Below are 14972 nucleotides of genomic sequence, written 5' to 3' on the forward strand. Positions count from 1 at the left end.
TGGCGTGATGGTGTGCACGGTCACCCGGTCAGTCGCGGAAGCCCGACGAAGGTGCCGTCGGCGCGCCGGACCTCCCACTGCAGGAGCGGGGCGGGCAGACCGGCCCTGGCGATCGCCACCCGGCCGCGGGACACCCCGACGCTCCCGCCGCCCCGGGCCGCGAAGCCGATCGCCCGGCGTGCCGCCGGGAGCCCTGGCCGGCGCGACCACCGGGCAAAGGCGGCTGCGAGGGCGGCCTCGTCGACGAGACCTGCCTCGAGTGCGGCATCGGCCACGACGACGGCCTGCTCGATGCCGACCGTGCGGGCGACGTCGACGATCGTGCGAGGCACCGAGGTGAGCGGCACACCCTCGACGAGCACGATCTCGTCGGCAGCGCGCCCCCGCGGTGTGCACGGTCAGTCGAGGGCGGCCCAGCTCTCCAGCATCGATCTCGCGATGCTCACCTTCCCGGGGAGCAGCAAGGGGCGCTCCCCCTGCGGCCTTGCGCCCCAGTCGCCCTCCTCCAGGGCTGCGCGCAGGTCGGCGCGGCTGACCCACATCGCCTCGGCTATCTCGCCGTCGGCCGGGATCAGCGGAGCATCCGGGTCGGCACGGGCCTCGAAGCCGATCATCAGCGAGCGGGGGAACGGCCAGGCCTGGCTGCCCAGGTACGACACGTCCTCGACCCGGACACCGACCTCCTCGTGGATCTCCCGCAGGACGCACGCTTCGAGGGACTCCCCCGCCTCGACGAACCCGGCGAGCACGGAGTACCGCCCCTCGGGCCACACCGGTTGGCGGGCGAGCAGGACGCGGGCCCCCTCGCCCGAGCCGCCGTCGTGCACCAGGCAGATGACGGCGGGGTCGGTGCGGGGGTACTCCTCGTGCCCGTTCGCCTCGCAGACCCGGTGCCAGCCCGCGTTGCGCGGGTGCATCGGCGAGCCGTCGCGCGCGCAGAACCGGGCGGCTGCGTGCCAGTTCAGCACCGCGACCGCGCCTGTGAGCAGGCCGGCGCCGAGTGCGTCGAGGGCGGCGCCCACGGTGCGCAGGTCGGCCCAGTCGGTGGGGTCCTCACCGGCGACGAGATCGACCTCGCCGCGTACGGCCCAGTAGGCGATGCCGTCGTGCTCGCCGAGCAGCACCGCCTCCTCGGGCGGCTCGTCGCCCGTGGTGGGCCGGGTGATCAGCCGGGCGCCCGAGCCGGAGATCATGTCCCAGCGGTCGCGGGGCCGTCGCACGTCCCCCCAGTCGACGGGCGTGCGCCCGCCCTCGTCGAGCACGACGAGCCGCGCCTTGGGCCAGCCGGTGAGCTGGCGCTCGCGGTCGGTGCGTATCGGCTCGTCGCGCATCACCACCGAGCGGGACAGGACCGGCGGGGCGTTCAGCCGGAACCGCAGCTCGTCGGTCACGGGCCGGTGATCCCGCCCAGCGCACGCACCCGCGCACCGATCACGTCGGCGTCGCCGACGACGACACCGGTGAACGCCGTGGGCGCGAAAAACTCCAGCGCCGCCTCGGCCACCTGTTCGACCGTGACCGACTCCAGCCGCCCGGGGTGGGCGCGCAGCCAGTCGATCCCGAGCCCGTCGGCGGCCAGTGCCGCCAGGGTGGACGCGAGCCCGCCCTGGTTGTCCAGCGAGATCAGCAGCGACCCGACGGCGTAGGCGCGGGCGGCGTCGACCTCGGCGGCGGTGGGCGGGACGGCGGTGAGCCGGCCCAGCTCGTAGCGGGTCTCGAGCAACGCGGCGGCGGTGACGTCGCTCGCCACGTCGGTCTCGACGCCCAGTACGGCGCCGCCGGGCACGAACTCGATGCCGGAGTGGGCTCCGTAGGTGTAGCCCTTGTCCTCGCGGACGTTCTCCATCCACCGGGAGGAGAAGTAGCCGCCGAACACGAGGTTGGCCAGCTGCAGCGCCGCGTAGCGCGGGTCGTGGCGGCGCAGGGCGGGCGCCGAGAGCCGCAGCTGCGACTGCACCGAGCCGGCGCGGTGCACCAGCTGCAGGTCCGACGGCGTGATCGGCGGCGGCGGGGACAGCTCCCGTGCCGGCGCGTCGGCCGTCCAGCCGCTGACCGCCTTCTCGACCTGCGCGATCGCGGCGGCGGGGTCGATGTCGCCGACGACGACGAGGATGGACCCGCCGGGCACGAGCGCCGCGGTGTGCAGGGCTCGCACCTGCTCGACCGTGACGGCGGCGACCTCCTCCCCCGTGGGCATCTCCCTGGTGATCGGGTGGTCACCGAAGCGCTTGCGCTGCAACGCCTCGCGGGCGATCGTGCGCGGCTGTGCGCGGGCCACGCTGATCCGTTCGACGAGCCGGTCGCGCTCGCGCGCCACCTCGCCGTCGGGGTGGGTGGCCGATGTGAGCACGTCGGCGAGCACGGCGAGCAGGTCGGGCAGGCCGTCGGCGAGGCCGGAGCCGCCGATCTGCAGCCGCTCGGGGTCGACGTTCACCCCCAGGTCGGCGCCGACGGCGGCGAGCTCGTCGTCGATGCCGATCCGGTCGCGGGCGACGGTGCCGGTCAGCAGCGTGGACGACAGCAGCTCCGCGACGGCCGGGTGCTCCGGCGCGTCACCGGCGAACGGCACGCGCAGTCGCACCTCCACCATGGGTACGCCCGGCCGGTGCGCGGCGAGCACGCGCAGGCCGTTGGGGAGGATGCGCTCCTCGACGTCGGGCAACGGGACGGCGCGGGTGGGCCCGAGCGGCGGCAGCGGGCGCGGCCCCAGCTCGGTGCGGCCGATCTCCTCCGCGCTGCGATGGGACGTGGTGCTCACTCGCTCTCCTTCGGCTCCACCAGCAGCACGCCGCGCCCGCCGGAGCGCAGCGCGGCCGCGGCGGCGCGCACCTGCTCGGGGGTGACGGCGGCGAGCCGGTCGGGCAGCTCCGCACTGATCTCGGCCCGCCCGTAGAGCAGCTCACGGGCGCCGAGGCCGAGCATCCGGTACATGACTCGGTCGTTCTCCTGGTGCAGGCCCGCCGACCAGCGCGCCACCTGGCGGGAGAGCTCGTCCTCGCTCGGTCCCTCCGCGGCGAGCTTGTCCAGCTCCTCGTCGACGGCGGCGAGCACGCGGTCCGGGTCGACCGCGGCCGGGTGCACGGCGGTGATCGTGAACGTGTCGGGGTCGCGCGCGTCGAGCGGGCCCATGAGCCCGGCGCTCGCGGAGATGTCGGTGACGAGCCCGTCGGTGTGCACGAGCCTGCGCTGCAGGCGCGCGGCCTCCCCGTCGCCGAGCACCGATCCGAGCAGCGCGTGGCCGAGGTATCCGTCGAGGTCGGCGCCCGGGTCGGGCATCCGGTAGCCCAGCGCGATGGCGGGCAGCGGGGCGTGCGCGTCCATGACGGACTGGCGCCGCTCGCCGGTGGACAGCGGCTCACCGAACGACGGACGCCGCGGCGCGGGGCGGGCCGGGATGTCCCCGAAGTGCCTCTCGACCAGCCGGAGCGTCTCCTCGACGTCCAGGTAGCCGGCGACGGTGACCTGCGCGTTGGCCGGCGAGTAGTAGGTGTCGAAGAACGCCGCGGCGTCGTCGAGCGACGCCTGCTCCAGCTCGGAGAAGTCCCCGTAGCCGTTGTGCGCATTGGGGAAGGTGTCGTAGAGCACCGGCGGCAGCAGGATCCAGGGGAACCCGCCGTACGGCCGGTTCAGGACGTTGAGCCGGATCTCCTCCTTCACCACGTCCACCTGGTTGCGCAGGTTCTCCTGCGTCAGCTTGGGCGCGCGCAGGCGGTCGGCCTCCAGGAACAGCGCGCGCTCCAACGCCGCGGCCGGGAGCACCTGGAAGTAGTCGGTGTAGTCCTGGTGCGTCGAACCGTTGAACACACCGCCGGAGCCCTGGACGTGCCGGAAGTGCGCGAGCTTCTCCAGGCTCTCGCTGCCCTGGAACATCAGGTGCTCGAACAGGTGCGCGAATCCGGTGCGCCCCTCCGGCTCGGAGCGGAAGCCCACGTCGACGTGCACGGCGACGCCGACGACGGGGGTGACGGGGTCCGGGACGACGAGGACCCGCAGCCCGTTGGGCAACGTCGTCCGATGCAGTTCTGGCGCAGGCACGCCGCCGAATGTATCCCGTTGCGGGGACCTGCCGCTTACCCCGGCAGCGCGCCGAGCAGGCCGGTGCCGGGCCGGCAGTCGACGTACTCGAACAACGCCTCGCCCTCGGCCACCACGGACACCTCGTGGTAGAGCCGCAACCGCGCCGCCGGGCCGAGCGTCGACAGGTGACGCATCGCGGCCCCGAAGATCGCGACGTGCGTCGCGTGGGACTCGGCCCAGCGCTCCAGGTCAGCCACGCTGCGCCACCACCCCATGCCGAAGGTGCGATCCACCGGCCGCCCGTCCTGCACCACCGTGAGGTAGCGGTTGGCGTAGCAGCCGATCGCGCGGCCCTCGGTGGTGAGGAAGTCCATCCCGGCCCGCAGCACCGGCTCGACGTCGTTCAGGTACATCTCCCGTTCGGCGTCGCCGGTGTCGGTCCAGTCCTGGCCGGACCGGATCAGGCAGATGCCGCCGTGCGGCCGGATCCGCACCCGGCCCCCGTCCCGCTCGACGACCGGGGTGCCCACCGGCACCAGCGGGTCGGTCTGCGACAGCGGGATGCGGTCGCGCATCCCGCCCCAGTAGGCGTGCTCGGCGATCTCGCCGCTCCACCCGGTGGCCAGCGCCGCAACACCCTCCGGGCGGCCGAGGGACGAGAACAGCGTCTCGTGCTCTTGGACAGTGGGCCGCAGGACCTCGGCCCAGCGGCCGCAACCGTCTCCCGCACCGAGCCAGGACTCGCGGTGGGTGGCGGACCAGCGGTCGAACGCGGCAGGGTCGTCCCAGTAGGCGATCGCCACGACGTCGGTCGTCCCGTCCGGTGCGACCTCGCGCGCCCGGTCGTGGTGGCCGGGCCCGTCGGGGGCTGCGAAGGCGGCGTCGAGCACGCCGAGCGCTCCAGCGGGCGGCTCCCCGCGGAACTGCAGCCCGAAGTAGGCCATGACGACCCGGCGGACGGCGGGCTCCATCCGTGCCACGAAGGACGGGTACGGCGGGGTCCAGCCGTCCCTCATCCGGCCGGGGTGGGTGCGGGCGACGGTGAGGTGCTCCGGGATCGCCGACTCCACGTCACACGTCCGCAGGGATGCGGGTCGGCGCGCCCGGCAGCTCGCCCTCGATCTCGACACCGGGCGTGGCGAAGGGCACGACGCGGTCGCCGGGGGTCTTGTTGAGCAGCAGCCGGGTGACGTCGGGACGGGCGTAGTGGCCCGCCGGGTCGGCGGCGGCCTTGGCGAGGGAGATCATGCCGAGGTCGAGGTCGGCGTAGACGATGCCCTCGGTGTCCGGCGCGAGCGGCTCGTGCAGGAGGCTCCCGTCGGGACCGAAGATCCGGGCGTGCCCGCCGCCGGGCTGCAGCAGGGTGCGCTTGGTGTCGTCGGTGCACATCAGCTCGACCATCTCCGACGAGACGGTGGCGCACGGCGCCACGACGAAGCAGCCGCCCTCGACGGCGTAGATCCGGCTCGCGGAGGTGTTCACCTCGGGGCCGAGGGCGTACGCGGCGCCCGAGTAGAGCGAGAAGCTCGGCCACGCGGCGACGTGCACCTGCTCGTTCTGCGCGTACATCGCGTACTTCGACAGCGGCTGCAGGTGTTCCCAGCAGCACAGCCCGCCGAGGCGGCCGAGCGGCGTGTCGTACACGGACAGGTCGCTGCCGTCGCCCTCGCCGAACACCGTGCGTTCGACGTGGGTGGGCTTGAGCTTGCGGCGCTGCGCGACCGTCTCCCCGTCCGGGCCGATGATCCACTGCGCGATGTAGAGGCTGCCGGCCTGCCGCTCCGAGAGCCCCATGACGACGGTGATCCCGTGCCGGCGCGCCGCGGCGGCGAGCCGCTCGGCCTGCGGCGAGCCGTAGACCAACGAGTTGTCGTGGTAGCGCGGGAAGAACTGCAGGCCCCACGCCGGCGCGTCCAGCCAGATGAACCACGGGTAGCCCGGCAGGAAGGTCTCCGGGAAGCCGATGAGCTGAGCGCCGTTCGCAGCCGCCTCGGCGATCAGGGCGATCGACTTCTCGACGCCCGCGTCGAGGTCGAGGAACTCGGGGGCGGCCTGCACGGCGGCGGCGCGGAAGCGGGGGTGCGTCATGCTGGGGAAGCGTGGCCCGCGGATGGCTTCGGCGCTGGTCCGTGCGTGTCGGTTCGGTTGACTGTGCGACGCACTCCCTTGCCCCGGCCCGCCGCCCTCCCTACCGTCGGCGCATGTCGCGCCTGCTCACCACTGACGTGGTGGAGGCGCGCGAGCGGCTCGCGTACTGGAACGAGGCCGTGTCCGACACCTACGTCCGGCTCGACACCACCGCGCCGGGCCGCGACGTCGTCGGGGAGATCCGCGCCGACTCCCTCGCCACTCTCGAGCTCTCCCGCGTCACGGCCACGGCGCAGCACGTCCGGCGCACGCCGTCCCTCATCGCCGCTGCCGCCGAGGACTACTTCCTCGTGAGCATCCAGACCCGCGGTGCGGGTGCCGTCGTGCAGGACGGGCGCGCCGCCGTGCTGGCGCCCGGCGACTTCGCCCTCTACGACTCGACCCGCCCCTACGAGCTGCGCTTCGACGGGGAGTTCCAGCAGTACGTGCTGATGCTCCCCGGCCCGACGCTGCGCTCCCAGCTGCGGCGCGCGCCGGAGCTCACCGCGCGGGCCGTGCACGGCTCCCGCGGTGCGGGGCACCTGATGATCGAGATGATCAGGACGCTCGCCGACGACATCGGCGTGCTCGAACCGGCCGCGGCGGCCGCCGTGGCGCAGAGCGTGGAGCACATCGTGGTCGCCGGGCTCAGCTCGCTGGCCCCGAGCGCACCCGTCCGCGAACCGGAGCTGGCCGCGCGCCGGGAGCAGATCAAGACCTGCGCCCGCGCCCGCCTGCGCGACCCGGGCCTCACGGTGGCCGCGATCGCCGCCGCGCTGCACACGTCGGTGAGCACGCTGCACCGGGCGTTCGCGGGCGAGCCGTGCTCGATCGCGGAGTGGGTCTGGGCTCAGCGCCTCGACGCGGTGCGGGCGGACCTGTGCGACCCGGCGCTGCGCCACCGGACGATCAGCGACATCGCCTTCTCGTGGGGTTTCGTGGACGCGTCGCACTTCAGCCGGGCGTTCAAGGCCCGGTTCGGGTGCACCGCGCGCGAGGTGCGTCAGGCCGGGAGCACCACGAACTGGCGCAGCGACAGGTCGAGGTAGGTCACGGGCCCGCGCGGCCCCGGGGTGCGATCGACGTTGATGCCGGTCTCGGGCAGGCCGAGCAGCTTGTAGCCGTCGAGCAGCCGGGTGGTGGTGTTCCAGAACACGCCGGTGCCGGTGTAGGCGTCGATGAACGCGGTGGCCGCCGCCTCGTCCGCGGCGCAGACGGTGGCCGCGAGCCCGGAGGTCTCCCGGATCGCCGTGGCCGCGGCGTCCACCGGTCCGTCCACGGGCGCGACGGTGACGTGCGCCTCGGCGCCGGAGTCGAGGGCCCACTCGTGGCCGAGCGGGTGGGTGTGCGGCGGCAGGCTCGGCGTGATCTCCCGCGCCCGCAGGGCCTGCTCGGCCACCGGCCACAACCGGTCGTAGGCCGGACGGTCGATCAGCAACAGGTTGAGCCGGTTGCAGACGCCCAGCCGGTCGGTGCTCTCGGTGACCAGCCGGGTGACGTCGGCGGGATCGGCGCTCGCGTCCAGGTAGAGCACGCCGCCGCCGTCGGCGTGGGCGAGGACCCGGGTGCCGGCCGTGGCTCCGAGCGCCGACAGCTTGCGCGTGACCTCACCGCTGCCGCGCACCACCACCAGCGGGACCAGGTCGGGGAGCCCGACGAGCGCCTCGGCCCCGGCGTGGCCCGGCGTGGGAACCAGCTGCACGGCGCCGGCCGGCACGCCGTGGCGCTCCAGGGCGGGCGCGATCACGAGGTCGACGAGCGCGCGGGCCGAGCCGAGCGCCGCCGACCCGGTGCGCAGCACAGCGGCGCTGCGGGCCTTCAGCACCTGCGACGCGACGTCCACCGTGACGTTCGGACGGGCCTCGAACACCGCGCCGATCACGCCGACCGGCACCCGCCGCTCGTAGACCCGCTCGCCGCTCGGCAGCGTGCGCACCTCGCGCTGAGCGGGCGGCTCGGGCGTGTCGGCGAGCACCTCGAGCTGGGTGGCCATGTCCGCGAGCCGTTCCGGCGACAGGCGCAGCCGGTCCAGCAGGCCGGGGGCCATCCCGGCCCGCTCGGCCGCCGCCACGTCGGCGGCGTTAGCGTCCAGCAGCTCGGCCTCCCGCTCCCGCAGCAGCCCGGCCGCGGTGCGCAGCGCGGCGTCGACCGCCGAGCCGCCGGCGGCCCGCACCCCCGGCGCGGCGGCCGCGGCACGCTGGGCGGCCTCCCGCACGGCGGTGGCCTCGGGGCTCTCGGTCGGGGTGGCGGTGCTGGTGCTCACGCGGAAAGGTTGCCACGCGGCCGGTGGCCTCCGCGCGGAGGTTCAGGAAAGCCACATTCAGGGCCATGCAGTTCCTGAATGTGGCTTTCCTGAACGTGCCGGAGCCCGCTCAGGGCTTGGCCAGCTCGGCGCCTTCGGTGAGGCTGCGGAGCTTCGCCCATGCGATGCGCGGGTCGACGCCGTGCTCGTTCACGGCCAGGGTGGCCATGCCGCAGTCGGTGGAGGCGAGCACGCGGTCGGGGCCGACGATCCGCGCGTAGTGCTCGATCCGCTGGGCCACCAGCTCCGGGTGCTCCACGTAGTTGGTGGTGCTGTCGATGACGCCGGGCATGAGGACGAGGTCGTCGGGCACGTCGGTGTCGGCGAACACCGTCCACTCGTGACCGTGCCGTGGGTTGGCGCCCTCGAAGGACAGCGTGCCGGCGCGCGCGGTGAGCAGGACGTCGAGGATGTCGCGCAACGGCACGTCGCGGTGGTGCGGGCCCTCGTAGTTGCCCCAGCAGACGTGCAGGCGCACGCGCTCGCGCGGGACGTCGCGCAGGGCCGTGTTCAGCGCGGCGACGTTCTCCGCCATGCGCTCGCGATGGGCGCGCAAGCCGTCGTCCCCGTCGGGGAAGGCCGCGCGGCCGGCCGCGAGGTCGGGGCAGTCGACCTGCAGCAGGAGGCCCGCACCGACGATCGCGTCGTACTCCTCCTTCATCGCATCGGCGAGCGCTCCGAGGTAGGCGGTGCGGTCGCCGTAGTGCTCGTCGTCGACGAACATCGCGATCACGCCCGGCGAGGCGGCTGTGAGGAACGCCTCTCCCGCCCCGGCGGCGTCGGCGGCGGAGCGGAGCGCGGCGATGTCGGCCTCGACGGCCGCGGTGTCCGGGTAGGTGACCGGGCCCCGGCAGACGGGGATGACGAAGTCGCGCGACACGCCCCGGCGGGCGAGCCGCTCCGCGTACTCGGGGAAGCCCTCCAACGCGGTGTTGGGGCGGGGCTCGCGCTCGACGGCCTCCAGCCCGGTGATCCGCGACCGCACGTACGTGACGTAGCTGATCTTGCCGAGCTCGCCGTCGTTCACCACGTCGAGGCCCGTCTCCACCTGCCGGCGCACGCACCCGGCGACGGCGGCGCGAACGGCGGCCGGATCGAGCTCGGGCCCGCCGCGCTCCCGCTCGGCGATCGCCCCGAGCAGGTCGGACGGGCGCGGCAGGCTCCCGGTGTGCGTCGTTCTGATCGGCATGCGGAGCTCCTTCGCCACGAACCGATTTGACCTGCACCCGTGTTCAGGTTGCACGATCGTCGGCGTGACCGCAGCGCAATCCCCCACCGCCGTCCGCGATGAGCTGTTCGGACCGAGCCGGCGTGCGACGACGATCGGCATCGTGCTCCTGATCAGCCTCATCGCGTTCGAGGCGATGGGGGTGAACACCGCGATGCCAGCGCTGGTCGCCGACCTCGGCGGCGTCGCGCTCTACGCGTGGCCGTTCGTGTCGTTCATGGCCGCGTCGGTGTTCGCCACCGTGCTCGGCGGCCGCTGGTGCGACCGGGCCGGGCCTGCGGTGCCGCTGGTGGTCTCGCCGTTGATGTTCGGCGTCGGCCTGCTGGTCGCCGGGACGGCGACGACCATGACCCAGCTGCTCGTGGGCCGGGTGCTGCAGGGCGCGGGGGCCGGGATGTCCAGCGTGGCGATCTTCGTGCTGATCGCCGCGGTGTACCCGGAGCGGGCCCGGCCCGCGGTGTTCGGCCTCATCTCCTCGGCGTGGGTGCTCCCCGCGCTGCTCGGGCCGCCGGTGTCCGGGCTGGTCACACAGGCCCTCTCCTGGCACTGGGTGTTCCTCGGACTGGTTCCCCTCGTGCTGGTCGCCACGGCGCTGGTGGTGCCCGCGGTGCGCACGCTCACGCCGCCGGAGCGGGGGGCCGGTGCAGGCCGCCGCGGCGTGGTGCCCGCGGCGTTCGCCGCCTCCGCCGGGGTCGCCGCACTGAGCTGGGCCTCGCAGCACGTGTCGGTGCTCGCCGCCGTCGTGGGGGCGGTGTCCGTCGCCGTGCTCGTCCCGGCGCTCCTGCGGCTCTTCCCGCGCGGGGTGTTCCGGCTGGGGCGCGGGATCCCCACGATCGTCGCATCGCGCGGGCTGCTCGCCGGCGTGTTCTTCACGATCAACTCCTACCTGCCGCTCATGCTCGAGGCGACGCACGGCTGGTCGCTCGCCACGGCGGGGATCCCGCTGATCGTCGGGGCGCTGGCGTGGTCGGGCGCGTCGGCGTGGCAGGGCAAGCACCCGGACCTGCCGCGCGAGAGGCTGCTGCGCATCGGGTTCTGCGCGGTCACCGTCGGCGCCGCCGGCATGCTGCTGGTCGCCCCCACGTGGGGCGTCCCGTGGCTGGCCCTGCCGTTCTGGGCGATCGCCGGGCTCGGGATGGGGCTCGGGTTCTCGTCGGTGTCGTTCCTGCTGCTGCAGCAGTCCGAGCCGCACGAGACCGGCTTCCACACCTCGGCCGCCCAGATCGCCGACCAGCTCGGCACCGCCACCCTGATCGGCGCGGGCGGCGCGGTGCTCGCGCTGCTCGGCACACCCGCGGCGGCGCTGCCGGTGCTGATCGCGGTGCTCGTCGCGCTCGGGCTGGTCGGGGTGCTCGGCGCGCCGCGCACCGCCGGTCAGACGGGGTCGGCGAACACCACGACGTTGTCGGAGTAGTGCCGGGTGCGGCGGTCGAACGCGCCGCCGCACGTGATCAGCACCAGGCGGGGCGGCCCGCCCGCGGCGAACACCTCGGGCGGCAGCTCCGCCTTCGCGTACTGGCGGCGGGTGGTCACGCGGTAGCCGACCGACCGGCCGTCGGCCCCGCGCAGGACGACCTCCTCGCCGTCGGCGACGTTCCGCAGCACCGCGAGCGCGCCGAGCCCGCCCGCGAGCGAGTCGACGTGCCCGGCGAGCACCGTCGGCCCGGCCGCGCCGCCCGCGAGCGCGCTCGGCGACCACCAGCCCACCGTGGACGGCGGCTCGGGCAGCACGAGCGCACCCTCCGGTCCCGTCGTCACGGCGACGACGGGGGCGTGCAGGTCCCGCGCGGGCAGGACGAGCTCCACGGGCGGCGTGCCCGCCCGAACCGGCGGCGTGGGCGCCTTTCCCGTGACGAGCTGCGCGAGAACCCCGTCGACGACCGGTGCCGCAGGCGAGAACGGGTCCGGCACGGGGAGCGCCGGGTGCCCGACCGGCGCGTCCAGCGACGGCGCGATGGAGACCGGGGCCGGGCCGAGCATCGTCAGGCCGCCCAGGAGGCACACCGCACCCGCGGCCATGAGCGCACGGACCGTGCGACGGCCGCGGGCGTCGAAGTTCGTCGCCACCGTGCGGGTGCGGCCGGTGGTCAGGGCGCGATGGCGTCCTGAACCGGCGGCCGGGCCGCTCGCCGGAGCGACGGCGCCGGCCGGCTCGGCGAACCCCGGTGCGGCGCCGCCCCCGCGGGGCGTCAGGCCGCGCGGCGCTGCCACCACAGCGCGCCGGCGAGCAGCAGGGCCCCGATCCCGACCAGGACGACCGCTGCAGGCGTCACGTCGCCCGCGGCCTGCCCACCGCTCCCGGCGTCGACGGCCGAGGGGGTCGACGCGCCGGCCGGTGCCGCAGCCTGCCGGAGCCGTTCGGCGAGCGAGTCGAGGCGGTTCAGCGTCTCCTGCGCGGCGGCCTTCGCCTCGGCGGAGGCGTTCTCGTCGGCGAGCACGGCGTTCGCCGCGTCGCGCATCTGCTGCTGGAGCTGATCCGCTGCCCGCAGCCACCCCTGGTCGAACTGCTCACCGCTGCGGGCGCGCAGGTCGGCGAGGGTGGCCTGCTGCTCCGCGGTCGGCTCGGCGTCGAGGCCGCCTTCCGCGCCCGCCTTCAGCTGGTCGAGCAGCGCCTGCCCGTCGGTGGAGTACTGGGCGCCCAGGGTGCGCACGTTCTGCGCGTCGCCCTGCGCCTGGCCGAGACCGCCGAGGGCGGCGATGGCCGCCGCGGTGGACCCGGCCGCCCCGAGCGCGCCGTCCGCGCCCATCCCGAGCGCGGAGTCCAGCCCACCTGGCTGGCCGGTGGTGACCGGGGTGGGGAGCTGGGCCTGATCGGTCGATCCGCACGCCGTGACGGCGCCGAACACGATTCCGAGAACCGCGATCAGGGCGACCGCGTTGGCGGCGACCTGCCTGATGGGACGGGTGCGCACGGCTCCTCCTTCGTCGGTGGACCCTCGAAACCGTTGCGCCATCCTGGTCGCCCCGCAGCCGGGACCGGCGAACTCCGCCCGGATGTGTGTCCCTCAGGCGGGTCCCGGGGCCGGGGCGAGGTGCACGACCTTCACCGCGGTCATCTCGTCCAGCAGCTCCGGCCCGAACCCGAAGCCGGACCCGCTGGCGCCACGGGGCTGGGACGCCCCGCCGGGCGCGCCACCGAATACGTCGTTGACCTTGACCGTGCCGACGGGCAGCTCGCGCCACGCTCGCTGGGCGTGCGCCATGTCGGACGTGAGCACGGTGGCCGCGAGGCCGTAGCGGTCGGCGCCCGCCTCCTGCAGCGCGGTGGCGAAGTCGGGGACGACCCGCACCGGGGCCACCGGGCCGAACGTCTCGTCCCTCATCACGGACATGTGCGGCACGCACCCGATCAGGACGGTCGGCGGGTAGAAGGCGCCCGGGCCGTCCGGGACGGCGCCGCCGGTCAGCGCTCGGGCGCCGCCGCCGAGAGCGGCCTCGACGTGCCCGTGGACGTGCCCGCGGTGCGCCCGGTCGACGAGGGGACCGATCCGCTCCCGCCACTGCTCCGCCTCCCGCACGAGCGCGTCCAGGAACGCGTCGGCCAGGCAGGCGTGCACGTAGATCCGCTCGACGGACACGCAGATCTGCCCGGCGTTCGCGAACGCGCCGAGCGCTGCCTGGGCGGCGGCCCACTCCGGGTCGATGTCGGCGTCGACGACCAACGCGTCGTTGCCACCGTTCTCCAGGAGGGCGCGGGCGCCGGTGCGGGCGCATGCCTCGGCGATGGCCCGACCGGTGGCGGTGCTGCCGACGTGCGCCACGACGTCCACCTCGGCCTCGGCGAGGCGGGCGCCGACCGCCCCGTCCCCGTCGACGATCTCGAGGACACCCGGTGGCAGGTGCGCGGCCACGAGCTCGGCGAACCGGCGGCCGGTCTGGGGGCAGCGCTCGCTGGGCTTGTGCACCACGGTGTTCCCCGTGGCGAGCGCCGCCCCGATCAGCCCGGCCGCGACGGCGACCGGGTCGTTCCACGGTGTCAGCACGGCCACGACGCCACGGGGCTCGGGCACCATCAGGTCGGTGGCGTCCCAGCCGCCGTGCAGGCTCCGGCCGCGGTGCACCGGCCCGAGCTCGGCGTACTGCACGAGAGTGCCGATGCCCGCGTCGACACCGCCCCGGGCGTCGTCGACCGGCTTGCCCGTCTCCCGGGCATTCAGCGCGGCGAGCTCGTCGGCGGCGGCCCGGACGGCGGCCGCGGCGGCGTGCAGGGCCGCGCCGCGCTCCGCCGCCGGGGTGCGCGCCCAGCCGGCCGCGGCCCGCCGAGCGGACGACACGGCCTCGTCGCAGCGCTCGGGCGAGGCGATCGGGACGCGCCCGACGACCTCGTCGGTGCGCGGATCGAGAACGGTCAGCTCACGGTTCTCCAGCACGGTCATCGAGCAGCAGTACCCGCCCGGAGTTGGATCACGCCCCGATCAGGGGCGGTGCGGCAGCTTCGCGGGCGTCGAGGGCGGGGGAACCACCGGCCCGGCGTCGCCGTCCGGCGCCGTGTCGAGGTCGACGATCACGGGCGCGTGGTCGCTCGGGCCGCTGCCCTTGCGTGCCTTGCGGTCCACCCACGCGGCCTGCACGCGCGTGGCCACGTCCGCGCCCGCGAGCACGAGGTCGATGCGCATGCCCAGGTCCTTGTGGAACCGCCCGGCCCGGTAGTCCCAGTACGTGAAGATCCGGTCGGCCGGCCAGCGTTCGCGCACGACGTCGTGCAGGCCGAGGCCCTTGATCTCGGCGAGCGCCTTGCGCTCGGCCGGGGTGACGTGCGTCGAGTTGACGAAGAGCGCCGGGTCCCACAGGTCCTCGTCGGTGGGGGCGATGTTCATGTCGCCCGCCACCACGGCCGTCACCGGGTCGGCCACCGACTCACGCAGCGCGGCGAGCCATTCGAGCTTGTAGAGGTAGTGCGGGTCGTCGGGGGTGCGGCCGTTTGGCACGTAGACGGACGTGACGCGCAGACCGCCGCACGTCGCCGTCACGGCGCGGGCCTCGGCGGGCGAGTCGGGCGTGGGGAACCGCGGCTCCCCCGGCAGGCCCCGCACGACGTCGTCGAGCCCCACGCGGGACAGCAGCGCCACACCGTTCCAGCGGCCCTCGCCGAAATGGGCGACGGCGTACCCGCGCTCGGCGAGCGGCGCGTCGAAGGTCTCGGCGAACGCCTCGTCCGTCAGCTTGGTCTCCTGGAGGCACACCACGTCCGGGGCGCGCTCGTCGAGCCATGGCAACAGCCGGGGCAGGCGGGTGAGGGCCGAGTTCACGTTCCACGTAGCCAGACGCACCCGCAGCACGCTACCGTTGCAGAGTTTG

The 14972-nt window shown here is 74.8% G+C and carries 14 protein-coding genes; 2 read left to right on the top strand and 12 right to left on the bottom strand.

Annotated features, from left to right (window positions below):
* Window positions 1-20 precede the first annotated feature (20 nt).
* The 6 genes from FHX44_RS10590 to FHX44_RS10615 form a co-directional block, all read right to left on the bottom strand.
* Window positions 21-332, bottom strand: coding sequence for a hypothetical protein (locus FHX44_RS10590; protein ID WP_212612415.1), 312 nt, complete (start codon window positions 330-332; stop codon window positions 21-23).
* A 66-nt stretch (window positions 333-398) separates the two neighbouring features.
* Window positions 399-1331, bottom strand: a complete 933-nt coding sequence (gene nudC, locus FHX44_RS10595; RefSeq protein ID WP_147261061.1) for an NAD(+) diphosphatase — start codon at window positions 1329-1331, stop codon at window positions 399-401.
* 56 nt (window positions 1332-1387) lie between these two features.
* Window positions 1388-2758 (bottom strand): M16 family metallopeptidase, encoded by a 1371-nt coding sequence (locus tag FHX44_RS10600; protein ID WP_147255357.1) that lies wholly within the window; start codon window positions 2756-2758, stop codon window positions 1388-1390.
* Window positions 2755-4035 carry a M16 family metallopeptidase gene (locus tag FHX44_RS10605; protein WP_147255359.1) on the bottom strand — a complete coding sequence of 427 codons (1281 nt, stop codon included), beginning with the start codon at window positions 4033-4035 and terminating at the stop codon, window positions 2755-2757. Before FHX44_RS10605 ends, FHX44_RS10600 begins: the two co-directional genes overlap by 4 nt.
* A 35-nt stretch (window positions 4036-4070) precedes the next feature.
* Entirely contained in the window at window positions 4071-5087 is a 1017-nt protein-coding gene (locus FHX44_RS10610) for a phenylacetaldoxime dehydratase family protein (RefSeq protein ID WP_147255360.1), read from the bottom strand.
* 1 nt (window position 5088) lies between these two features.
* The gene (locus FHX44_RS10615; RefSeq protein ID WP_147255361.1) at window positions 5089-6105 is read right to left on the bottom strand and encodes a carbon-nitrogen hydrolase family protein; all 1017 of its coding nucleotides are present in this window, start codon (window positions 6103-6105) and stop codon (window positions 5089-5091) included.
* Between the two features lie 113 nt (window positions 6106-6218).
* On the opposite strand from FHX44_RS10615, the gene FHX44_RS10620 reads away from it, so the two are divergent.
* Complete coding sequence (locus tag FHX44_RS10620; RefSeq protein ID WP_147255362.1) at window positions 6219-7193, top strand: AraC-like ligand-binding domain-containing protein; 975 nt, start codon at window positions 6219-6221, stop codon at window positions 7191-7193.
* Here the strand turns inward: FHX44_RS10620 and FHX44_RS10625 are convergent.
* Both FHX44_RS10625 and FHX44_RS10630 read right to left on the bottom strand, forming a co-directional pair.
* Window positions 7148-8407, bottom strand: coding sequence for an aldehyde dehydrogenase family protein (locus FHX44_RS10625; RefSeq protein ID WP_147255363.1), 1260 nt, complete (start codon window positions 8405-8407; stop codon window positions 7148-7150). The two genes, FHX44_RS10620 and FHX44_RS10625, sit on opposite strands and share 46 nt — an antisense overlap.
* A 109-nt stretch (window positions 8408-8516) precedes the next feature.
* Complete coding sequence (locus FHX44_RS10630; protein ID WP_147255364.1) at window positions 8517-9635, bottom strand: cobalamin-independent methionine synthase II family protein; 1119 nt, start codon at window positions 9633-9635, stop codon at window positions 8517-8519.
* A gap of 64 nt (window positions 9636-9699) precedes the next feature.
* Here FHX44_RS10630 and FHX44_RS10635 point away from each other — a divergent pair, with 64 nt between their 5' ends.
* A complete protein-coding gene (locus FHX44_RS10635) occupies window positions 9700-11088 on the top strand; it encodes an MFS transporter (RefSeq protein WP_246170300.1) in 1389 nt (462 codons plus the stop codon).
* Here FHX44_RS10635 and FHX44_RS10640 read toward each other — a convergent pair.
* The 4 genes from FHX44_RS10640 to FHX44_RS10655 all read right to left on the bottom strand — a co-directional run bounded on the left by FHX44_RS10640 (window position 11049) and on the right by FHX44_RS10655 (window position 14944).
* A complete protein-coding gene (locus FHX44_RS10640) occupies window positions 11049-11885 on the bottom strand; it encodes a sortase domain-containing protein (RefSeq protein ID WP_147255366.1) in 837 nt (278 codons plus the stop codon). The two genes, FHX44_RS10635 and FHX44_RS10640, sit on opposite strands and share 40 nt — an antisense overlap.
* On the bottom strand, window positions 11864-12586 hold the full coding sequence (locus tag FHX44_RS10645) for a DUF4142 domain-containing protein (protein ID WP_170308868.1): 723 nt from the start codon (window positions 12584-12586) through the stop codon (window positions 11864-11866). Before FHX44_RS10645 ends, FHX44_RS10640 begins: the two co-directional genes overlap by 22 nt.
* A gap of 93 nt (window positions 12587-12679) precedes the next feature.
* Window positions 12680-14050 carry an aldehyde dehydrogenase family protein gene (locus FHX44_RS10650; RefSeq protein ID WP_147255368.1) on the bottom strand — a complete coding sequence of 457 codons (1371 nt, stop codon included), beginning with the start codon at window positions 14048-14050 and terminating at the stop codon, window positions 12680-12682.
* 39 nt (window positions 14051-14089) lie between these two features.
* Entirely contained in the window at window positions 14090-14944 is an 855-nt protein-coding gene (locus FHX44_RS10655) for an exodeoxyribonuclease III (RefSeq protein WP_147255370.1), read from the bottom strand.
* Window positions 14945-14972: the final 28 nt, after the last annotated feature.

Source organism: Pseudonocardia hierapolitana, assembly GCF_007994075.1.
GTDB lineage: Bacteria > Actinomycetota > Actinomycetes > Mycobacteriales > Pseudonocardiaceae > Pseudonocardia > Pseudonocardia hierapolitana.

Bases quoted from the DNA above. Each gene is read 5' to 3' on its own strand.
- FHX44_RS10620 (WP_147255362.1), top strand. From the start codon at position 6,219: ATGTCGCGCCTGCTCACCACTGACGTGGTGGAGGCGCGCGAGCGGCTC.
- FHX44_RS10630 (WP_147255364.1), bottom strand. From the start codon at position 9,635: ATGCCGATCAGAACGACGCACACCGGGAGCCTGCCGCGCCCGTCCGAC.
- nudC (WP_147261061.1), bottom strand. From the start codon at position 1,331: ATGCGCGACGAGCCGATACGCACCGACCGCGAGCGCCAGCTCACCGGC.
- FHX44_RS10615 (WP_147255361.1), bottom strand. From the start codon at position 6,105: ATGACGCACCCCCGCTTCCGCGCCGCCGCCGTGCAGGCCGCCCCCGAG.
- FHX44_RS10650 (WP_147255368.1), bottom strand. From the start codon at position 14,050: ATGACCGTGCTGGAGAACCGTGAGCTGACCGTTCTCGATCCGCGCACC.